Below are 22,603 nucleotides of genomic sequence, written 5' to 3' on the forward strand. Positions count from 1 at the left end.
GTTACTCGCCACAACCCACTGGCCTATTCCTACTTTACAAACTTCTTCGAAACCTGCCGTCCGTCCTTCACATACACCATCACATACACGCCCGGTAACAATGAATTAATATTGATGCGGTTGGCAACCGGTCTCGCTGTCATCACCTGTCTGCCCATAATATCGTATATCCGTACGGGAATGCCGGCCGGCCCCGCTGATCCAGGGAATATTATTTCCTGTTGCCCCGGTATATTTGAGATCCTGTCGTTTGTAGTTACCGTTTGCTCCCGCGCCGCACTGGCGCTGCTGATCACCAGCGACGATACCTTGTCGTTCCAGCCGTCATCGACCAGGCAGGCATCGCTGGTATTTTTGCCGAGAACGGAACCGGCGTAATTGTCGTCCCAGTACAGGGTCACCGAATAACCGCCTTCAACCGTCAGCGAAGAAATATCATCATTTAAAATACCATATGACCTCAGCCTGGTAAGCGTGTAGCTGCCCGTGGCCAGACTAACCGCATACCCCGTATAATTACAATCTTTAAAGAAGCGCGCTGCGGGCGTATTTACGGCGCCGCCGCCGAATACATTGTTGATGGCAGCGGCATAGGCTTCCGTACCGGTTGTATTATCGAAATCATCGTACAGCCACATAAAACCGCCATCGACACCACAGTTATTTCTCCAGGTTGTTAACTGGCTTTGTACCTGGCTGGTTGATTTTTCAGCATCCCACAAACCGGCATATACCGGTATGCTGCCGAAATTCCAGTTACAGGGATTGTTGCCTGCACCGCCGGCATAACATTGCAGATCGACACGGTCAACCGTACCCGGCCGCTGGTTATTGGTGTTGGTGGCAACACTTGTCCAGTACGACTGTGCGGTATACGGCACCAGCGATACCTTAAAACCCAAATTACCCAGCATCACCGCCAGCGCGGTAGAGGAGTTTACATCATACGTGCTTTCATCATCAAAGCCAATGGCATCCACCGCGGGAAACGTATTTCGCAATACTTCGAAATTCCTATACAGGATACTGGTTGAACCGGTGCCCTGCGCATTGATCAGGTTCCTGATATTGGCAAAGGTGGAGGAACCCCAGGCGCTTAAACAGAACTCCAGCCGGTTGATGGAAGTAGGCGCCGATTTCAGCGAGGCAATATCACCCGCGAAGTTCGGATAGGAAGATGCGCCAACATAAGCCCCATTCTGTACCAGCGGGAACTCGGCATTGAAGTTAAAATTACCACTGGCATCGATGTGAATGGTCCACACCACCACGCAGGTATAACCCGAGCCTTTTAATTCGCTGATGGAATAGTTGCGGTTCTTGTAAACAGGGCCGCCGGCGTAGATGCCTGAGTTGGCGTTTACTGTTTGCATAATGCATATAAGCAGGCAAATAGTTAGAAAATGTTTCATAGTTATAGTTTTAGTTATTCAGTTATTCAGTTATTCAGTTATTCAGTTGTTCAGTTGTTCAGTTGTTCAGTTCGAAACTCGCTATTGATTGCTATAGAACTCGGGCGCATCGGCGCCCTTAAAAAGTTAACTCAATAACTGAACAACTGAACAACTTACAAACTTTGATTATTGCTTAACAAACCTTCTTATGAAGCTTTTATCTTTATTGATCACCATTAAGGTATAAACCCCCGCTCCCAGCTTCGACACGTTTATGGTATTCGTAGTATATCGGCTTTGAAGCACTTCGCGGCCTGTTACATCGAGCACCCTGATCGTTGCACCCGACAATGGCAGGGTGGTATTGAAACGTAATTCTTCCAATACCGGGTTGGGATAAATAAGCAACTGTTTATCCGTTGCGGTTTCAGCAATGGTAGCAGCTCTTGCAGCTGCACCGGCGGTAGTTATTCTTACAGAAGTAGCCTTATCGTTCCAACCATTGGCAACCAGGCAGGAATTGTCGGCGGTAAGTGTAAGCGTGGTGCCGGTGAAATTATCGTCCCAGTATAATTGGATCTGGTAACCGCTGTTCACTTTTACCGATGAAATATCATCGTTCAACACCCCGAGGTTTTGTAACTGTCCCAGGGTATAATTGCCAACACCCAATGCCGTTACATAACCGCCATAGTTACAATGTTTGTAAACATTAACCACACCGGTGCCATAGGTGAAAGGAAAATCATTCCGCGCCTGGTTGAACTGGGTTTCAAAAGTGCTCGTCCAGCCGAAAGCCGCCGTAGCCAGCGGTTTAAGGCTTACACCCGCAGCGCCGCTCCAGAAATGAATGAATTCGCCCCAGTTCATATCGCGGCTATAGTTGTTGCCGCTTTTTGGAAAATACTGCGCGAGGTAAGTAAAGAAGCGGTTCAGCACCTGTGTACCGCCGTAGTTATTATAAATGGGATAGAACCAGTCGCGGAACCAGTGTGTGCCGGCCACCGGGAAATTATCGGTGCTGTTTTGCATCTGGTTATACCAGCGGGTAGCTTCACCTGTTTTGCCCAACTTCAGATACACATCATAGATAAAGATCTCGGCCCATTTGCTATCGCCCCAGATGGGAAAGGCCGGCGAACCATGAATACCTTTGCTGGCGCCTTCTACAATATGCGCCACTTCATGCGTAGTGATGTCGAGGTCGCCGCCGGTACCGCTTGTCCAGGGACCCGGGCCCACATCGATCACGTTGCGGTTATCGTGACTGGCATCGAAATAAGTGGAAGGATGCCCGCCGCTGTATTTATTGGTATGAAAAATGGCAAACAGGTGGGGATCGTTGCCAAAGTTGCCATACACGCTTTTTGTATAACGCCATACATCGCCAAGGAATGTATTGGGCCAGGTAACGGAATTACTGACGGCATTGTCGTAATATACCGCCACGTCGTTATCATAAAATTTCCGGCTAAGCAACTGGTTATGCTCAAACCAATGCTCCTGCCAGGTGGCGGGCGGTGTTTGTGCCAATGCCGTTTGTACAATAAAACCCAGGAATAAAGTGTAAATGACAGATTTCATAGTTTCAGTAGTTTAATAGTTATGGAGAATCGTTAGTTCACAGTTCATAGTTCACAGTTCATAGTTCATAGTTCATAGTTCAGTTTACAGTTCTTTGTTCAGGCGCCGGCGCCCGGGTTTCCTACGCATACAGGCATAACAATTTCAGGCTACAGGTTGCTGTAGCGAATACATCGCGAATACGCTAAATAACCGGTCGTTCAGGCAAATACAGCTTAACCCGATGAGCTCATCAATGGGCCAAAACAAAAGAGTGCATATGTTTCCGCTATAGAAACATCATGTTTGCCAATTCAATAAATTGATCTGAGTTGTACGAATTGTCTTTTAAAGAAGCGAGCCTTTCTGTCTATCCCTGTGCGTTAGGTAGTACTAATTTACCTTGTTTAGCAAGTACCAGCCAATAAAAAGGTTGCCTGGGTGGGAAATATTTTTATTCACATGAGTGTCTTCTGTTATATGGGGAGAACAGCCGTAAGCGAAAATACAAATTACGGTCGCAAGCTGCAAGCGAATGCAGGTCAAAGGTTAGGTCTAAAGCCATACATTTAATATCAAAAGGGTTTGGGTATGCCTTTATCAACCCGCCAACCAGTTAACTGGTTAACAAGTCAACAAGTCAACTCGTCAACAAGTCAACTCCTCCTGTATTCCCTTTTTCTTTTCTCATTTCCCTGTATTCACTTCAACATTGAAAATTCTACATTCAACATTCGATATTCCTAGTGATCATTCAAGGGCAGCCCTCTTGCCTGGTACTCCTTCCAGTTCACATAATCGGGTCCCTTGCGTTGTTCAACCATGGTGATGCAGTTATCGACCGGACAAATCAACATACACAGGTTACACCCCACGCATTCTTCCTCCTTGATGGTATACGTGTTGTACGGGTTTCCGTATTGCAGGCCGATCGACTGATGCGACCCGTCTTCACAGGCAATATAACAAAGCCCGCAATGAATACATTTTTCCTGGTCAATATTTGCAACGATATGATAATTGATATCCAGTTCTTCCCACTGGGTAAGATGCGGCACCGATCTGCCAATGAAATCATTGATGGTCCTGAACCCTTTTTCATCCATCCAGTTGTTAAGCCCCTCACACATATCCTCCACAATGCGGAAACCATGTTTCATGGCGGCCGTACATACCTGCACGGTTGTAGCGCCCAGCAACATAAACTCCGCCGCATCTTTCCAGGTGCTTACACCACCAATGCCCGATACCGGCACTTTACTGGTTACCGGGTCCTGGCTGATGGTGGCCAGCATTTTCAGCGCAATGGGTTTTACCGCCGGGCCGCAATAACCGCCAAATACTGATTTACCCGCCACATACGGGTTGGGCACAAAAGTATCGAGGTCGATACCGGTTACCGATTGTATGGTGTTTATCAATGACAATGCATTGGTGCCGGCTTCCACCGCCGCCTTTCCGGTTGGCACAACCGAATGCACATTGGGGGTGAGTTTTGTAATGACAGGGATAGTGGCTTTCTCCATAACCCATTCAACAACCAGGCGGGCTATCTCCGGGTCCTGTCCAACCACTGCGCCCATGCCGCGTTCGGTCATACCATGCGGACAACCAAAGTTGAGCTCCAGTCCGTGTGCGCCGGTATCTTCTACCTGGGCAATGAGCTCATGCCATTTCTCGCGGGTATTATCGGCCATCAGCGAAACGATCATGGCGCGATCGGGAAACAATTTGATGCACTCTTTTATTTCGCGCAGGTTGAGTTCGAGTGGGCGGTCGCTGATCAACTCAATATTGTTGAAGCCCATCACCTTCGAGCCATTGTAATGTAAGGCCGAGTAGCGGCTCGAGACATTTTTTACCTGGCTGCCCAGGGTTTTCCAAACCACGCCACCCCAGCCGGCTTCAAAGGCCCGCAGCACGTTGATCTTTTTATCGGTAGGCGGCGCACTCGCCAGCCAGAAAGGGTTGGGAGATTTTATCCCGAGAAAGTTTGCAGAGATATCAGCCATGTTATTTGTTTGTGGTTTGTGGTTTGTGGTTTGTGGTTTGTGGTTTGTGGTTGTTTATTTCAAGGTTCGCGACTGTTTAAATCCTGCTATTTGTAGTTACGATGCACAGAAAAAACAATAAACAACAAACCATAAACCATAAACTGCCTTTTATAAATAGTAATGTTCATTTCTAAAACAAATATTCTAATATAGCGCCTGCCCCAATTTTCCCCGCCTGCACCGCATCTACCACTTCCTTCCCTCCATTCACGCAATCGCCACCGGCAAATACACCGGCTATATTGGTTGCGCCATTGGTTTGCACCACCACCTTTCCATAAGTATTTTCCAACTGGCTAGCCGTTACCAGTTCTGAAAAAGGAATTTGTCCGGCCGCTTTAATAACCATGTCAACTTCCAGTATGAACTGCTCACCGGTTGCTACCGGGTAACGGCGGCCGCTGGTATCGGGTTCGCCCAACTGCATCAGGCTGCAAACCAGTTGTGTTACTTTTCCATGTTCGCCTTTCAACATAGCCGGCGCCGCCAGCCAGATTACGCGGCAGCCATCGAGCTTCGCTAGATCGAGCTCCGCTTCTGTACAGGGCATTTCCTCCTGCGTTCTGCGATAGACGAGCGTAACGTCTTTGGCGCCGAGTCGTTTTGCCTGCGTAGCCGCGTCGATGGCCGTCATACCCATTCCTATCACTGCAACTCTGTCGCCTACGGGCACCTGTTGGTATGCACCGGCGCGGATGTCATAAATAAACTTAATGGCATCCACCACACCGCCCAGTTCTTCACCGGGAATATCCAGTTGCCGCGCAAGGCCAACCCCAAAACCCAGGAACACCGCATCATAATTATTCTTTAGTTCGGCCAGCGTTAGATCTTTACCCAATTCCTGGTTGTATTTTATATGTATACCACCCAATGAGGTTATATAGTTTACCTCATCTTCACAAAAACGGGGCGTTACCTTGTAAGCGGCAATACCATAGGTCATCAAACCACCGCCCCTGCTTTCTTTTTCATATACAGTTACATCAATACCCTCACGGCTCAACACATGCGCACAGCTTAACCCGGCCGGACCGGCGCCTACGATCGCTACCTTTTTCCCGGTAGCCGGTTTGCGTTCGAACAACTGCCACTTTTTCTCCATGGCCATTTCGGTTGAATAGCGTTGCAACCGGGCAATGGGGATCGGCGGTTCTTCCAACAGGTTGAACACACAGGCGCCTTCGCATAATTTCTCTACCGGGCAAACCCGCGAGCAACCCGCCCCCATAATGTTGGATACAAAAATGGTATGCGCCGATCCTTTTACATTATCGGTAGTTATTTGTTTAATGAACTTTGGAATATTGATACTGGTAGGACAACTCTTGGTACAGGGCGCATCGTAACAGAACAAACAACGATTGGCTTCCACCAGCGCCGATTCCCTGCTGTCGAACGGCGGGTGAATATCACTGAAGTTCTGTTCGTATTGTTCAGCCGTTAAACGGTTATTCTTTATTGGCATTAATTCAATTTGAAATTAGTACATCTGTATTCCATTATCATATTATCACATTATCGAATTATCACATTAAAAATTTACAACTCCACCAATTTCCCATACGTTTCCGGTCTTCGGTCCCGGTAAAACTGCCACACACTCCTTACTTCTTCTATCATTCCCAAATCGAATTCCGCTACCAGCAGCTCATCTTTATCTTCCGAAGCAATGGCAAATATTTGTCCGCGCGGATCAACGAAATAAGAAGACCCATAGAACTTACCGAGGTTCCAGGGCTTTTCCTGTCCCACCCGGTTTATACAACCCATGAAATAACCATTTGCCGCAGCATGCGCCGGTTGCTCCAGCTTCCACAGGTATTGCGACAAACCCGCCACAGTTGCAGATGGATTATAAACGATCTCTGCACCATTCAGTCCCAACACCCTTGCACCATCGGGAAAATGCCGGTCATAACAGATATACACACCTACTTTTGCATACTTCGTATGAAATACGGGATACCCGAGGTTACCGGGTTTGAAGAAAAACTTCTCCCAGAAACCCGATGTATGCGGAATGTGGTTCTTGCGATATTTTCCGAGGTAGGTGCCATCGGCATCGATTACTGCCGCAGTATTGTATAACACCCCGGCCTGTTCTTTTTCATACACAGGCACTATCATCACCATGTTATATTTCTTTGCATATTCCGCCATGCGCTCTGTGGTTGGCCCCGGTACGGTTTCAGCCGATTCATACCAGGCCCTGTCCTGGCCCGGACAGAAATACGGCGTATTGAAGATCTCCTGCAAACAGAGGATCTGCACACCCTGTTCACCGGCGCGTTCAATATATGGAATGTGTTTTTGCACCATCGCTTCTTTGATCTCTTCTATGGTTCCCTCTCCCTCCGTCTTCGGCAAACTCATTTGTATCAATCCCGATTTAATAATTCGAGCCATAAATGCAGTTTATTGTTTATAGTTTATTGTTTATAGTTCTTCAGTTTGAGAAGCGTTTATTGTCTTTGTACCTCCGGTTCTTTCAGCAATCCCGCTACAGGATAACCATACACCAAAAACAATAAACCACAAACCCTTTATATTTTTCCTGCTACTTTATTCCGCTTTATAAACTTCCCGTATCCCTTTTCTATCAAACATTTTCCGTTGTCAATGGCTACCTGCCCGCGCAGCACCACCGTTTTTACTTTACCCGTTACAGGCCAGCCTTCATAGGCCGAGTAATCGACGTTCATATGGTGCGTGGCGGCAGAAAGCGTATGTTGTTCGTTGGGGTCGAAGATCACCAAATCGGCGTCGCTGCCCGGCGCTATGGTTCCCTTGCGGGGAAACATGCCAAAGATCTTTGCGGGATTGGTACAGGCCACTTCCACATATTTGTTCAGGCTGATCTTTCCTTTATGCACGCCTTCGCTGTATAATAATTCCATGCGGTTCTCGATAGCGGGATGCCCGTTCGGGATCTTTGAAAAATCATCTTTGCCCATCAGCTTTTGCTCCCATTTGAACGGACAATGGTCCGTTGCCACTACCTGCACCAGTCCCTGGTTGATACCCGCCCATAAGGTTGCCTGATCTTTTGGCTCACGCAATGGCGGGCTCATCACCCATTTCGCACCTTCAAAATCTTTTTCATACAGCGAGGCGTCGAGCAGGAGGTATTGAATACAGGTTTCTACAAATACTTTCTGGTTACGCCGCGTTGCATTGCGAACGGCATTCAATGCGCCTTCGCAGGTAAGGTGTACGATGTAACCCGGACAACCGGTGTAGTAAGTCATATCGGCAAACCGCTCCGAAGCTTCGGCTTCGGTTATCTCGGGTTGCGACAGGTAATGATACAAAGGCGATAATTTCTTTTCAGCGCGATGTTTGGCCACCAGGTAATCGATCATATCGCCATTGGTGGCATGTACGTTTATAAGGCCGCCATGCTGTTTTACTTCTTCCATTAACCCGATCATTTGCCGGTCGTCGATCATCAGCGCACCCTTATACGCCATAAAGGTTTTAAAGGAAGTAATGCCTTCCTGTTCTATCATCTTTTTTATTTCGGTGCGCGTGTTATCGTTGAAATCGGTCACCGCCATATGAAAACTGTAATCGCCCACGCAGTTATTATCGGAACGCGAGCGCCATTCATCGAGAGCGCTCTGTAACGAGTTGCCTTGTTTTTGCAGAATGAAATCAATGACCATGGTGGTACCGCCAAATAAAGCTGCCCTTGTGCCGGTTTCGTAATTGTCGCTGGAGAAGGTGCCCATAAATGGCATATCGAGATGCACATGCGGATCGATACCGCCGGGGAAAACCAGTTTACCCGAAGCATCGATCTCCCTGGCGGCTTTTATGTTCAGGTTCCTGCCAACAGCCTGAATAGTTTCACCATCCACGAATAGATCAGCGGTGAAATCAGCATCGGCAGTAATGATCCGTCCGTTTTTAATCAAGAGCGACATGCAGTGTTTCTTCTTTAGCGGTGAGTGAATCGGATACCAGCGGTTTGTACCTGCGCATCAGGAGCAGGTAAGACAACCCGGAAATAAAAAAGCCGACAAACCAGGCATAGTTGTATAAATGCGCGATCCAGGCCGGTACACTGTCAGCGCCAATGACCTTTATGGTAGTCAAAAAGCCCGGGATATTCGGCACTATGCCTGCCAGTAAGGCAATGATGGCGCTGTAATTAAACCCGTTCTTAAAAGTATATAGCCCGCTCACCTTGTACAGGTCGGCGGTTGATAACTGTTGTTTGCGAATGAAATAATAATCGGCGATCATGATACCGCCTACCGGGCCTAATAAACTTGAATATGCAATTAACCACGTAAAAATGTAACCGGTGGGGTCGGCGATCAGTTTCCAGGGAAAGATGAGAACGCCCAGTACACCGGTTATATAACCGCCTTTGCGGAAGGAGATCTTTGAAGGCGCGAGGTTGGCAAAGTCATTGGCCGGACTAACAATATTCGCGGCAATATTTGTTGCGAGCGTTGAAATGGCCACGGCTATCATGGCTGCGCTCACCAGTAGTTTGTTCTCAAATATCCCGGCAAGCACCACGGGATCCCAAATGGTAGTGCCGTAGATGATGGTTGTGGCAGAAGTGACCACCACGCCTATAAACGCAAAAAGCGTCATGGAAGGCGGCAAACCGAGGGCCTGACCTCTTATTTGCGCCTGCTGGCTTTTGGCGTACCGCGTAAAATCGGGAATGTTAAGCGAAAGGGTGGCCCAAAACCCAACCATACCCGTTAGGGCCGGAAAGAAGAAATCGGCAAACTGCCCGGCGGTGGTGAATTTGGAAGGTTGTTGTAATATAGGGCCTAAACCGTTGGATGCGTTGATAGCCCAGAACAACAAGGCCAGCGCCGCCACGGGAAGAAAAATAGCTTTGAACACCAGCAGTTTGCGAATACTTTCAACACCGAGGTAAACGATAAACATATTCAATGCCCAGAAAGCTAAAAAGCAAAGGAACGGAACAGCCTGTGGGAATAAGGCGGACGCATCAATTTCAGGCAACGAAGGACTCCATACCCTTATCATCTGGTAGATCGCTGCACCGCCTATCCAGGTTTGAATACCAAACCATCCACAGGCTACAATTGCCCGCAGCATAGCGGGAATATTGGCCCCACGCACCCCAAAACTGGCACGCGCAAAAACCGGGAAAGGAATACCATACTTCGCACCGGCATGTCCGTTAAGGATCATGGGTACCAGTACAATGGTATTGCCAAGAAATATGGTAAGGATCGCCTGCCACCAGTTCATACCACCGCCTATAAGCGAACTGGCCAGCATGTAAGTAGGGATGCAAAGGCTCATGCTGATCCACAGGGCGGCGTAGTTCCAGGTATTCCACTTGCGGTCGGCTACCGGAACGGGCGCAAGGTCTTCACTGTATAGCGATTTATTGTTCATTTCCATAATATGGTTATTCCATATGGCTATAGCGTGTGGTAAAGGAATTGTTGGGCGGGAACGGAAAAACCGCAGCTACGGTTAAATAGGCCAGGTGTGCCACACTTTAAACGTGTGGCACACCTTCTGATATCAATTTACGAATTCATCGGCAATTTTTATCGCCTCACTTATCATGGCCAGTCCTTCGTCTGCTTCTTCCTTTGTAATACATAATGGCGGCGCAATGAAGATATAGTTCCAGCGTACGAAGGTGTACAGCCCCAGCTCTTTCAGTTTTGCCGCTACTTTGTTCATTATGACCATTTCGTCGGGTTTGGCGTTATATGGCGCCATTGGCTCTTTCGTAGCCCGGTTTTTCACCAGCTCGATACAACCCAGCAAACCGGTGTTGCGGAAATCGCCGATGCTGGGGTGCTTGCTTTTTAACAGTGCTACCTGCTGATCGATATAACGTCCCATTTCGGCAGCATGCTGTAAAAGGTTTTCCTCTTCGTAAATTTTTAAGGTTTCCAGTGCGGCCGCACAACTTACCGGGTGCGCTGAATATGTAAGCCCCAGCCATAACATACGATCATCGAAATAAGAAGCGATGGCGTCACTAACGATCAATGCGCCGAGGGGAAGGTAACCGGAAGTTATGCCTTTGGCGGTGGCAATGATATCGGGCACCACGCCATGATAATCTACCCCGAACCATTTACCGGTGCGCCCAAAACCGCTCATGACTTCATCGGCTATAAGCAGGATATCGTATTTGTCGCACAGGGCCCTTACCTTTTGCAAATAATCCGGCGGATACTTTATACAGCCCGAGGTACCGCTTTCCCCTTCCATTATTATCGCCGCAATATTGCCGGGCCCTTCAAATTCGATCACCCGCTCGATATGGCTAACGCATTCGCGGCTGCAGGAAGTAATTTCCTTTCCCCAGGGACAACGGTAACAATACGGGTCTTCCACATGAACGATGTTTGGCACCTGCTGGCCGTCGGAAGCCAGTTTGCGCGGATCGCCGCCCGCCGTCATGGCGCCGTATGATGCGCCGTGGAAAGCCCGGTACCGGGCGATAATCTTGTGCCTGCCGGTATATAACCGCGCAAGCTTTATTGCATTTTCAATGGCTGAGGCGCCGCAAACGGTGAACAGGGTTTTCGTAAGCCCCGGCGGTGTTATAGCTGCCAGCTTTTTACCGAGGTCGCCGCGCACTTTGGTTACGCAACTAGGGGTTACATAACTTACCTGTTGCATTTGTTCCATAACGGCCTGTGCTATTCGCGGATGGCCGTGCCCGATGTTCACATTCATCAAACCGGAAGAGAAATCGAGATAACGTTTTCCATCGTAATCATACAGGTAAACGCCTTTGGCATATTTTACCGCAATGGGCGCAATGCCTTTTTGTTTGCTCCATGAAAAGAGCGTGTAATCCATATTATCACGAATGATCTCCTGTGATTCCGTAATGGTGGAAGAATATGACATATGAGAATTGATTGAAAATTTGGAATGGGGGGATTGGGGGCGATCGTGAAAACGTGAAACGGCAAACGTGAAAAGCGCTATCATCCTGTTATGCGAGATGCATGAAACGGTAGCGAACCTGCACACTCAGCAACCCATTATCACATTAGCATATTAGCAAATTATCACATTGACCTAACTCATCCAGTTAATCCCCGCTTCGGGGTTCCATTTCACGGTGCTCTTTTTCAGTTTCGTCCAGAATTCGATGGAGCTTTTCCCTGTAATATCGCCCACGCCGAATTTACTTTCATTCCAGCCGCCAAAAGAGAAGGGTTCGCGGGGAACCGGCACACCTACGTTAACACCGATCATGCCGGCGCTGGCGCGGTCGATCACATACCTTGCCATACCGCCGTTTTGCGTAAATACCGATGCTGCATTACCGTAAGGATTGGCATTTTCAATGGCAATCGCTTCATCGACCGTATTGGTGCGCATGATGCTGATGACCGGACCAAAGATCTCTTCTTTCGCCACCGCCATGTCGGGTTTCACGTAATCGATAACGGTAGGCCCAACATAGGTTCCCTGTTCTTTACCGGCCACGGTAGTATGCCTGCCATCAACCAGGATCTTTGCACCCTGCGCTTCCGCTTCGGTAATATAATGTTCAATACGTTCTTTGCTTTCTTTATTGATAACGGCGCCGAGGTTTTGTCCGGGTACTATCTTTTTCGCTTCGTCACAGATCTTTTGAATGATGTGATCGACATTCCCAACGGCCACCATAGCCGAAGCGGCCATACAGCGTTGTCCGGCGCAGCCGCTCATGGAGGCTGCGACGTTTTGTGCGGTCATGTCGGCTTTCGCGTCGGGCAAAACCAGCAGGTGGTTCTTGGCGCCGCCGAGGGCCAGACACCTTTTGTAATGATGGGTAGCCCGCTGATAAACGATCCGCGCCACTTTGGTGCTGCCCACAAACGATACGGCTGCAATACCCGGGTGATCGCAAATGGCGTTCACGATGGTGCTGTCGCCATTCACCACATTGAAAACCCCATCGGGCAAACCGGCCTCTTTCAATAACAACGCCAGGCGGCCCACACTCAGCGGCACTTTTTCAGAAGGTTTTATGATCATGCAATTGCCGAGGGCAATGGCATTGGGAATGGTCCAGTTAGGCACCATACTGGGGAAGTTGAATGGAACGATGGATGCCACCACACCCAGCGGAACATGTTCGGTGCGGCATTCAACACCTTTGCTTACTTCCAGCACTTCACCGGTAACCAGTTGCGGAAGCGAGGTAGCAAACTCGGTGAGCTCGATGCATTTTTCAAGTTCGGCAACCGCCTCACCCATTGTCTTTCCGTTCTCTTCACTTACCAGCGCTGCCAGCTCCTGCAGATCTTTCTCAAGCAAATGCCGGTAGCGGAACAACACCTGTACCCTTTCTTTAATAGGTGTATGCGCCCATTTTTGAAAAGCGATCTTTGCCGATCGCACCGCAGCATCCAGGTCTTTGGCAGAAGACATGGGAACCGCAGACAATACCGTACCATCGAGTGGTGAAATAACGGGCAGTGTCTGGTCTGTTGACGCATCCACAAATTGTCCATTGATGAAATTTTGAACAGGCGCGTACTTCATGAGCGGGTGTTTTTAGAACTACAGAATTTGCAGAAACAAGGATAGTAAATTAAAAATAATTTAGTACTATACCAAAAATTAAACAGTATTTTTATTTTTGTAGCATCATTGTATTGTATGGAGAAAAACGGTTTCCCACTTGACGATCTGGATTTTGCCATTTTATCGTGCCTGCAGCAGGACGGACGGATGTCGTTTACCGTTATTGCGGAAAAACTGAATGTATCCATAGGCACCATTCGTACCCGGGTGAACAAGCTGATCGAAGAAGGCACCATCAATATCATTGGACGCGTGAACCCCGATAAGGTTGGTTTTCGCGCCTATGCCCATATCGCTGTTTATGTAAGGCCCGCCACGTTCAAGGAAAAAGTGGCGCAAAAGATAAGCAAACGCCCCGAGGTGAGTTTTCTGGCAATGACATCGGGCGATTATGACCTCGAAGTGGATGTAATGTGCCGCGACAACGATCACCTGGTGCAGTTTGTAAACGATATTTCGAAAATAGAAGGTGTTTATCAAACGAAGACCACCCTGTATTTCAAAGTATACAAGTATGCACAGCCCGATCTGAAATTGCTGAAATAGCCAGCGCCGTCGCTGTGCATATTAGTAAATCAACTATGTCAAAGACCAGTTAACAAGGGCGCCCATGTTCAGTAAATATACAATACCCCCAGGGCTGCTTTTTCAAATATGTGATGGTGTCCTTCTCCTGATGTGACGGGCTCCGCAAACCGGTATGACGAACAGCGATTTCTCCCCGGAAAGGTATTTTCCGGCGTGACGAAGGGAGCAAAATGGTGTGATGAATGCAGGATATTGGTGTGATGAACTACTCCCGGACCCCGGGTTCTCCTCTTTGGGTCCTCTTTGCCTCCTCGAAACTACCTCGATGGGTCCTCCGGAGCCGAGGCACCAATGAGGTACCATTAAAGTCGCATCGGGCGCCCCCTTACGCTTTGCCCGGTTTTCGTTAACTTTAAAGAAACCGTTTAGCCTTTGATCAAATTCATTCTCAATAATAAAAACATTGCTACCGGCCTGCCGCCCGGGATGGTGCTGCTCGATTTTGTGCGGTATCACCAACATTTAATGGGCAGTAAGGTGGGCTGCAATGAAGGCGACTGCGGCGCCTGCACCATGCTTACAGGTGAGCTGAAAAATAATGAACTGCAATACCGTTCGCTAACCAGTTGTCTTACCCCGTTGGGCAATGTACATGGTAAACATGTGGTCACCGTTGAAGGATTGAATATGGAAGGGCTGAATCCCATTCAGCAGGCCATGTATGATGAGTCGGCCACGCAATGCGGATTCTGCACGCCCGGTTTTGTGGTTTCGCTCGCCGGATTTTGTTTAAGCGCCAAAACCGCCACGGCACAAAACGCCACTGCACATATCGATGGAAACATTTGCCGCTGCACCGGGTATAAATCAATTGAAAGAGCAGCAGCGAAAGTAGCGGAACTGATGCAGGGCAGACAACAGGAGGAACCAACGGCATTTGCTGCGGAGAAAAAGATCCTGCCCGAATGGTTTGCCGGCATCAAACAGCGGTTATATGCATTGGTTACGGAATTGAACGGACAGCTTCATTCATCATCCGCTACAGAATGGGTGGGCGGCGGCACCGATGTATATGTGCAAAAACACGAGGTGCTGCAGGATGCAGCTATCAGGTTCCTGCTCGATGACGAAGGCCTGAAAGGCATCTCGCAAAAAGGGAACCGCTGTATCATCGGCGCTTCGGCCACAGTAACCGAACTGGGTGAATCACCGGTAATGCAGCAATACTTTCCGCGGTTGCCGGAATATATCAGGCTGGTTTCTTCTACCCCTATCCGTAATATTGCTACAGTGGGCGGCAACCTCATCAACGCCTCCCCCATCGGCGACCTCACTATTTTCCTGCTGGCGCTCGATGCTACACTGCTTTTCAGTAATGGCGAACAAAAACGTGAACTTCCGTTAAAGCAATTGTACAAAGGATATAAAACGCTCGATAAACAACCCGGCGAACAACTGGAATCGCTTTCATTTGAGTTGCCGGGCAAGAACACTTTTTTTCATTTTGAAAAGGTAAGCAAACGCACCCACCTCGATATTGCCAGTGTGAACTCGGCTATTTGTATGACCATGCAGGGCGATACCATACAGGATGTTCGCATTTCGGCCGGGGGCGTTGCGCCCATTCCCAAATTGCTTGATAAAACAAATGCCTTTCTGAGAGGAAAAACAGTAAATGACCCAACGATAACAGCAGCCATCGCCATTGCGCAAACGGATATTTCACCCATCAGCGATGCGCGGGGAACGGCAGACTATAAACGATTGCTGTTAGGCCAGTTGATCAAAGCTCATTTTTTTACTGCAGTTGAAACAGTCTTTCGTTAAGCGTTCGGCGTAACGCGATTTGCATTAAGCGTTTTGCGTTCGGCGTTCAGCATTAAATGTTCTACGTATGAAAAATATCGATGCATATACACACGTGCGGGGCGAATCGGTTTATCTCGATGATATTCCCCTGATCCGCGGCACCCTGTTCGGCGCCTCGTTTGGCTCACCGGTGGCGCATGGAGTTATCAGCGCGCTCGATACCAGTGACGCAGAAGCCCTTCCCGGTGTAGTACGCATTTTCACGTATAAAGATATTACCGGCGAGAACCAGATCGGCGGCATTGTTCCCGATGAACCGTTGCTGGCCGGTGATGAGGTACATTTCTGTGGCATGCCTGTCGCTTTTGTCGTTGCCGATTCTGTAGATGCCGCCCGGGCTGCCGTGAAAAAAATTAAAGTAACAATTGAGCCCTTACCCGTCATCACCGACCCGCGCGAGGCGCAGGTACAGGGAGAACTCATTATTCCGCCGCGCACCTTTCAATTGGGCAATACATCGGATAGCTGGCCGCAATGCACGCATGTATTCGAAGGCCGGGCCGATACCAACGGACAGGAACATCTGTATATTGAAACGCAGGGCGCCTATGCGGTTCCACAGGAGCATAACAGCATAAAAATATATTCATCCACCCAGGGACCTACAGCGGTACAACGGGCCGTAAGCCGGGTGCTGGGTTTGCCCATGCATTTGGTTGAGGTGGAAGTGAACAGGCTCGGCGGCGGTTTTGGCGGCAAGGAAGACCAGGCAAATACCTGGGCCGCACTATGCGCACTGGCTGCCCATCATTTAAAACGGCCGGTGAAATATTCTTTACACCGCATGGAAGATATGGCCATGACGGGTAAACGCCATCCTTATTCAGCCGATTTCAAAATCGGGTTGAACGATGAGCTGAAGATAATGGCATACGAAGTAACGTTCTACCAAAATGCCGGCGCTGCTGCCGATCTGTCGCCGGCCGTTTTGGAACGTACATTATTTCATTGCACCAATTCTTATTTCATTCCCAATGTAAAAGCCACTGCTTACAGTTGCAGAACGCATTTACCGCCCAATACGGCTTTCCGCGGATTCGGCGGTCCACAGGGAATGTTCATGATAGAAGCGGCTATTGCCAAAGCCGCTGAAGCGCTGGGAATACCCGCTTCCGTTATACAGGAAAAAAACCTGCTGCAAACGGGCGATGAATTTCCTTACGGACAAAAAGCGCAAAGTGAAGCGCCCGAATGCTGGCATAAGGCCAGCGCATTATACAACCTCGCACAAATGCATAAGGAGGTGGAATCCTTCAACGCTTCCGGTAAATGGCGCAAAAAAGGCCTGGCCTGTATGCCCATTTGTTTTGGTATTTCATTTACAAAAACCCTGATGAACCAGGCGCGGTCGCTGGTGCATGTGTATACAGACGGAAGTGTAGGCATCACTACCGGCGCAGTTGAAATGGGCCAGGGGGTGAATACAAAGATCCTGCAGGTAGCCGCACAGGTGTTCTCCATTCAACCCGGTAAAATAAAGATCCATACTACCAATACTTTTAAGATCGCCAACACCTCTCCTTCTGCGGCCAGCGCCACCGCCGATCTCAATGGCAAGGCCACCCTGATGGCCTGCAACGCCATTGCCGGCAGGCTGAAGAAAATGATAGCGGAAGAACTGAATACCGATGTAGCTGCTATTACGTTAAAAGATGAATACGTTTGGGTAAACGGGGAAAGAACCGATCGTGACTGGAAATCGCTGGTAATGGCCGGACATATAAAACGCATTGGCTTATCGGAGCATGCCCATTACGCTACACCCGAAATACATTTCGATGCCACAAAAGAAAAAGGTCATCCCTTTGCCTATCATGTTTATGGCACCGCCATTGTTGGCGTAACGGTTGATTGTATCCGTGGCACTTATACCGTTGACACGGTAAAAGTAGTGCATGATTTTGGCGCCAGTATGAATATGGCGGTAGACCTGGGACAAATTGAAGGCGGCATTGTACAGGGCATTGGGTGGATGACCATGGAAGAAGTGGTGTATGACGACAAAGGAAAACTGCGCTCCAATGCGCTTTCAACATATAAGGTGCCTGATATTTATTCAGTGCCGGAAGAGATAGCTGTCGATTGTCTGCAAACACCGAACGACAACCTCGCCATCTTCCGGTCGAAAGCCGTTGGCGAACCGCCATTGATGTATGGCATTGGCGCTTATTTTGCATTACGTAATGCGGTACGCGCATTCAATGCTACAGGAGAATTTCCGTTCTCCGCCCCTATGACACCCGAAAAAGTATTGATGGCGTTATACGAAAAACAAAAGGAAGGAGCTATTGAAACCCATGAAGAAACAATTAACCATCTGGCAGTTGATAAATAAAAGCCTGCAGCAACAGGTACCGGTGATGTTGTTGTATGTGCTGCAGAGCGAAGGAAGCAGTCCGGGCCGGCAGGGATTTTTTATGGCGGTGAATGCAGCCGGCGACACCGAAGGATCGATCGGCGGCGGTATAATGGAGCACAAATTTGTAGAAATGGCAAAAGAGCAGTTAAAGGAAAACGTGCACCTGGGCTTTTCCGATCTGCGAAATGCGTATACGGTGGAACCGCAGATCACGATCAAAAAACAATTTCATAATAAATCTGCTGCCGGCAATCAAAGCGGTATGATCTGCTCGGGTGAACAAACAATGCTGCTTTACCGCGTTATGCCCCAGGATACTCCTGTAATACAAAAGATCATTAAAAGCCTTGAACAACATCAAAACGGCACATTGCAGTTATCTTCTTCCGGAATACAATTCAATGCGAGCGTTCCTGCCGGCAATTTCTATTTTTCCATGACCTCGGAAACAGACTGGGTGTATCGCGAAAAGACTGGTTTTATCAATCACCTGCATGTTATCGGGGCCGGGCATTGTGCACTGGCGCTTTGCCGTATGATGCAGGACATGGATTTCTATGTTCATTTGTATGACGATCGTTCAAGCCTGAAAACTTTTATCGAGAACCGGTATGCCCATCAGAAAAAAGTGATCGATGACTATGAAGCGCTGGCCTCCCTGGTGCCGGAAGGCGATAACCAGTATGTGGTGGTGATGACGGTAGGTTACCGAACCGATGACATGGCGCTGCGGGCGCTTTGGAAAAAGAAATTCAGGTACCTGGGCTTGTTGGGAAGTAAAAGTAAGATCGAGAAAATGTTCACTGATTACCGGAAGGAGGAGATACCGGAGACGCTATTACAAAATATTCATGCGCCGGTAGGAATTGCCATCCATAGTGAAACGCCGGAAGAAATTGCCATTAGCATTGCGGCGGAGATCATTCGGGTGAAGAATAGCGTTTGAGTATCTCATCCAGATTTTTAATTTTAGACAAATGCTCGTTTGCCTCTTCTATTTTACGAGCAACCGCGCCTGTAGGTTTCGCAGGCTTCAAATTATCATCAACAGTAAATGTAAACTCTCTTTTAAACAGCTTACTGTAAAATTTCAACTTCTTTTTCATATTTCAAATTTAATCAATTTTCTCTTAACTAAAAACGCCTTGACATTCAACTCCTTATGAAATGGAACAAACTCCCAGTTTCCATTTAGGTCAGCTAATATATCAAATGTCTCAGACAGCTCCTCCAAATGCAAACTAATCGCCATCCTATACAACCGGGTCCTATGCTCTGTACTACCTGCAAAGAATATATACCGTTCAGGAAATCTATTTGTATATCTATCAACGACATTTACGATAGTAGCTAAAATCTTATTCCTATCACCATTATTACTAATGGATAGATCATCAAGATTTCCATATTCATTAATATCTCCAAATGCCAGGTTAAAAATATAAGGTATTAATGTAGGTGTAAACAACACCTGCTTAGTAATATTGCCATTATGCCTTTACTGATAAACTCAAATGAGCTAAAGTCTGCACCAGTATTCACATTCTCGTATACCTCATACTTCATCCCTCAAAAATATAGGATACCCCTAACTGTTCCCCAATACCCTCAGCCTATTTCAATATTTCTTGATCATAAACAAATCAACACATCACATCAACCAGTCCCATTTTAAACTCACCCCACTAAAATTATTTACCCGCTGCACAAAACCGTATCGCTTTTTTGCTTAACTTAAATAATTGCCTGCCATTCGTATTTCCATTAATACATACCTGAATTTCATATTTATCTATGCATCTGACACCAAGAGAATCGGAAAAACTATTACTGTTTTTAGCCGGCGAACTGGCAGAAAAACGAAGGGCGCGTGGATTGAAATTGAATTACCCCGAAGCGATTGCGCTTATCAGCAGCCACCTGCAGGAAGCAGCCCGTGACGGCAGATCGGTTGCCGAACTCATGCAATACGGCGCAACTATCTTAACCCGCAACGATGTGATGGAAGGCGTGCCTGAAATGATCCCCGAGATCCAGATCGAAGCCACTTTTCCCGATGGCACCAAACTCGTAACGGTGCATGATCCTATCAGGTGATCTGGCCATTATAAATTTCATTATGGGTGCCATTAATAGCGAGCCTTGAAACGGAACAACCAGAAACAAAAAACAATAAACCATAAACTGCCTATGATCCCCGGAGAATACATTTTACAACCTGACGATATCATTGCCAATGCCGGCAGGGTAACCGCGGTTGTCACTGTTGTCAATACCGGCGACCGGCCGGTTCAGATCGGTTCTCATTTTCATTTCTTTGAAGTGAACCGGCAATTACAGTTCAACCGGCAGGCTGCATATGGTATGCGGCTTAACATACCGGCAGGCACAGCCGTAAGGTTTGAACCCGGGGAAGAAAAAGAAGTGCCGCTGGTGGCTTTTGGCGGCGCACAAAAAATATATGGATTCAACAACCTGGTAAACGGTGACCTCGCCGAAGAAAACAAAGCCCAATCGGTTCAAAATGCGTTGAGCAATAATTTCAAAAACCAGTCTGCATGAGCCTGCCCATCAACCGCATCAAATACGCCAATATGTATGGCCCAACAACGGGCGATAAAGTACGCCTTGGCGATACAGAACTAATTATAGAGATCGAAAAAGATCATACGGTATATGGCGATGAAGCCAAATTCGGCGGCGGCAAAACCATACGCGACGGCATGGCGCAATCTGCCCGCGCCACACGCAATGAAGGCGTACCTGATCTGGTGATCACCAGTGTAATGATCATCGATCATTGGGGTATAGTAAAAGCTGATATCGGTATCAAAGACGGGAAGATCGTGGGCATTGGCAAAGCAGGCAACCCCGATACCATGGATGGCGTGGATGCCAGCCTGGTCATCGGCGCGGCTACCGAAGTGCATGGCGGCGCAGGCCTCATTGCAACTGCCGGTGGTATCGATTCGCATATTCATTTCATTTGTCCGCAACAGATAGATCATGCATTGTTCAGCGGCATCACCACCATGATCGGCGGCGGTACAGGGCCGGCCGATGGCACCAACGCCACCACTGTTACCCCCGGCGCATGGAACATACAAAAGATGCTGGAAGCGGCAGATGCTTTTCCTGTGAACCTGGGCTTTTTAGGTAAAGGCAATTGTGCGGGATTACCGCCGTTGGAAGAACAGATCGCGGCAGGTGCATTGGGATTGAAGATCCATGAAGACTGGGGCAGTGCGCCGGCCGTTATCGACGCTTCGCTGCGGATCGCCGATCAGTTCGACGTTCAGGTGGCTATTCACACCGATACATTAAACGAAGCCGGATTCCTGGAAGATACCATCAACGCTATCAATGGCCGCACCATTCACACTTATCATACGGAAGGTGCCGGTGGCGGACATGCGCCAGATATCATAAAGGCTGCTATGTACCAGCACATTCTCCCCTCTTCTACCAACCCTACCCGCCCCTTCACCGTAAATACGATCGACGAGCACCTCGATATGCTGATGGTTTGTCATCACCTTGATAAATCGGTACCCGAAGATGTATCCTTTGCCGATTCGCGGATTCGCCCCGAAACAATTGCAGCGGAAGATATTTTACACGACATGGGCGTTTTCAGTATGATGAGTTCCGATTCGCAGGCCATGGGGCGGGTGAGTGAAGTAATTACCCGTACCTGGCAAACCGCCCATAAAATGAAGATCCAACGGGGCGCTTTACCCGAAGACAGCGGTAAAGGCAACGATAATTTCCGGGTAAAAAGATATGTAAGCAAGTATACCATCAACCCGGCCATCACGCACGGAATTGCTGCGTATGTGGGTTCGCTTGAAGTTGGCAAACTGGCGGATCTCGTTTTATGGAAACCTGCTTTGTTTGGCGCGAAACCTGAAATGATCATCAAAGGGGGTATGATCATCGGCAGCAGAATGGGTGATCCCAATGCTTCCATCCCTACCCCGCAACCTGTGCTCTACCGGCATATGTTCGGGGCTTATGGCAAAGCATTGCATACGACCTGCGCAACATTTGTGTCGAAATTATCGCTGGAGAAAAATATAGTACAGCACTATGCATTGCAAAAAATGGTGTTGCCGGTAATGAACTGCCGCAATATTGCAAAAAAGGATATGGTCCATAACGACGCCACACCCGTTATTGAAGTGAACCCCGAAAATTATGAAGTAACTGTAGATGGCCGGCCGGTAACCTGCGAGCCGATAGCCGTGGCGCCGCTGGCGCAACGATATTTCCTGTTCTAA

General features: G+C 48.2%; 18 protein-coding genes. 7 read left to right on the forward strand and 11 right to left on the reverse strand.

Features of this window, described 5'->3' with window-relative positions; all coding sequences use genetic code 11:
• Nucleotides 1–29: 29 nt before the first annotated feature.
• From A4R26_RS08415 to A4R26_RS08455, 9 genes are all read right to left on the reverse strand, one after another.
• Nucleotides 30–1,412 carry a T9SS type A sorting domain-containing protein gene (locus A4R26_RS08415; RefSeq protein WP_081163343.1) on the reverse strand — a complete coding sequence of 461 codons (1,383 nt, stop codon included), beginning with the start codon at nucleotides 1,410–1,412 and terminating at the stop codon, nucleotides 30–32.
• A 168-nt stretch (nucleotides 1,413–1,580) separates the two neighbouring features.
• Nucleotides 1,581–2,978, reverse strand: a complete 1,398-nt coding sequence (locus A4R26_RS08420) for a T9SS type A sorting domain-containing protein (protein WP_081163344.1) — start codon at nucleotides 2,976–2,978, stop codon at nucleotides 1,581–1,583.
• 722 nt (nucleotides 2,979–3,700) lie between these two features.
• The gene (preA, locus tag A4R26_RS08425; RefSeq protein WP_081163345.1) at nucleotides 3,701–4,969 is read right to left on the reverse strand and encodes an NAD-dependent dihydropyrimidine dehydrogenase subunit PreA; all 1,269 of its coding nucleotides are present in this window, start codon (nucleotides 4,967–4,969) and stop codon (nucleotides 3,701–3,703) included.
• Between the two features lie 172 nt (nucleotides 4,970–5,141).
• On the reverse strand, nucleotides 5,142–6,479 hold the full coding sequence (locus tag A4R26_RS08430) for an NAD(P)-dependent oxidoreductase (RefSeq protein ID WP_081163346.1): 1,338 nt from the start codon (nucleotides 6,477–6,479) through the stop codon (nucleotides 5,142–5,144).
• Nucleotides 6,480–6,553: 74 nt separating this feature from the next.
• The gene (locus A4R26_RS08435) at nucleotides 6,554–7,420 is read right to left on the reverse strand and encodes a nitrilase-related carbon-nitrogen hydrolase (RefSeq protein ID WP_207625713.1); all 867 of its coding nucleotides are present in this window, start codon (nucleotides 7,418–7,420) and stop codon (nucleotides 6,554–6,556) included.
• Between the two features lie 137 nt (nucleotides 7,421–7,557).
• Complete coding sequence (gene hydA, locus A4R26_RS08440; RefSeq protein ID WP_081163348.1) at nucleotides 7,558–8,940, reverse strand: dihydropyrimidinase; 1,383 nt, start codon at nucleotides 8,938–8,940, stop codon at nucleotides 7,558–7,560.
• Nucleotides 8,924–10,408 carry an NCS1 family nucleobase:cation symporter-1 gene (locus A4R26_RS08445; RefSeq protein WP_242674864.1) on the reverse strand — a complete coding sequence of 495 codons (1,485 nt, stop codon included), beginning with the start codon at nucleotides 10,406–10,408 and terminating at the stop codon, nucleotides 8,924–8,926. The genes hydA and A4R26_RS08445 overlap by 17 nt, the downstream gene beginning before the upstream one ends.
• Nucleotides 10,409–10,540: 132 nt before the next feature.
• Nucleotides 10,541–11,893 (reverse strand): aminotransferase class III-fold pyridoxal phosphate-dependent enzyme, encoded by a 1,353-nt coding sequence (locus A4R26_RS08450; RefSeq protein ID WP_081163350.1) that lies wholly within the window; start codon nucleotides 11,891–11,893, stop codon nucleotides 10,541–10,543.
• Nucleotides 11,894–12,067: 174 nt separating this feature from the next.
• A complete protein-coding gene (locus tag A4R26_RS08455; protein ID WP_081163351.1) occupies nucleotides 12,068–13,525 on the reverse strand; it encodes a CoA-acylating methylmalonate-semialdehyde dehydrogenase in 1,458 nt (485 codons plus the stop codon).
• Between the two features lie 117 nt (nucleotides 13,526–13,642).
• Between A4R26_RS08455 and A4R26_RS08460 the strand changes: the two genes are divergently transcribed.
• The 4 genes from A4R26_RS08460 (at nucleotide 13,643) to A4R26_RS08475 (ending at nucleotide 19,269) form a co-directional block, all read left to right on the forward strand.
• On the forward strand, nucleotides 13,643–14,113 hold the full coding sequence (locus tag A4R26_RS08460) for an Lrp/AsnC family transcriptional regulator (RefSeq protein WP_081163352.1): 471 nt from the start codon (nucleotides 13,643–13,645) through the stop codon (nucleotides 14,111–14,113).
• 414 nt (nucleotides 14,114–14,527) lie between these two features.
• Nucleotides 14,528–15,922, forward strand: coding sequence for an FAD binding domain-containing protein (locus A4R26_RS08465; RefSeq protein WP_081163353.1), 1,395 nt, complete (start codon nucleotides 14,528–14,530; stop codon nucleotides 15,920–15,922).
• A 67-nt stretch (nucleotides 15,923–15,989) separates the two neighbouring features.
• Nucleotides 15,990–18,299 (forward strand): xanthine dehydrogenase molybdopterin binding subunit, encoded by a 2,310-nt coding sequence (locus A4R26_RS08470; protein WP_081163354.1) that lies wholly within the window; start codon nucleotides 15,990–15,992, stop codon nucleotides 18,297–18,299.
• Nucleotides 18,262–19,269 carry an XdhC family protein gene (locus A4R26_RS08475; protein WP_081163355.1) on the forward strand — a complete coding sequence of 336 codons (1,008 nt, stop codon included), beginning with the start codon at nucleotides 18,262–18,264 and terminating at the stop codon, nucleotides 19,267–19,269. Before A4R26_RS08470 ends, A4R26_RS08475 begins: the two co-directional genes overlap by 38 nt.
• On the opposite strand, the gene A4R26_RS08480 is transcribed toward A4R26_RS08475, so the two are convergent.
• Together A4R26_RS08480 and A4R26_RS36215 are read right to left on the reverse strand one after the other, a co-directional pair.
• Entirely contained in the window at nucleotides 19,244–19,429 is a 186-nt protein-coding gene (locus A4R26_RS08480; RefSeq protein ID WP_081163356.1) for a hypothetical protein, read from the reverse strand. The genes A4R26_RS08475 and A4R26_RS08480 overlap by 26 nt on opposite strands.
• Complete coding sequence (locus A4R26_RS36215; protein ID WP_439330555.1) at nucleotides 19,426–19,806, reverse strand: DUF6934 family protein; 381 nt, start codon at nucleotides 19,804–19,806, stop codon at nucleotides 19,426–19,428. The genes A4R26_RS08480 and A4R26_RS36215 overlap by 4 nt, the downstream gene beginning before the upstream one ends.
• Before the next feature lie 311 nt (nucleotides 19,807–20,117).
• On the opposite strand from A4R26_RS36215, the gene ureA reads away from it, so the two are divergent.
• From ureA to ureC, 3 genes are all read left to right on the forward strand, one after another.
• Nucleotides 20,118–20,420 carry an urease subunit gamma gene (gene ureA / locus A4R26_RS08490; protein ID WP_081163358.1) on the forward strand — a complete coding sequence of 101 codons (303 nt, stop codon included), beginning with the start codon at nucleotides 20,118–20,120 and terminating at the stop codon, nucleotides 20,418–20,420.
• 93 nt (nucleotides 20,421–20,513) lie between these two features.
• Entirely contained in the window at nucleotides 20,514–20,885 is a 372-nt protein-coding gene (locus A4R26_RS08495; protein WP_081163477.1) for an urease subunit beta, read from the forward strand.
• Complete coding sequence (ureC, locus tag A4R26_RS08500; protein WP_081163359.1) at nucleotides 20,882–22,603, forward strand: urease subunit alpha; 1,722 nt, start codon at nucleotides 20,882–20,884, stop codon at nucleotides 22,601–22,603. Before A4R26_RS08495 ends, ureC begins: the two co-directional genes overlap by 4 nt.

Source organism: Niastella populi (assembly GCF_002078015.1).
GTDB lineage: Bacteria > Bacteroidota > Bacteroidia > Chitinophagales > Chitinophagaceae > Niastella > Niastella populi.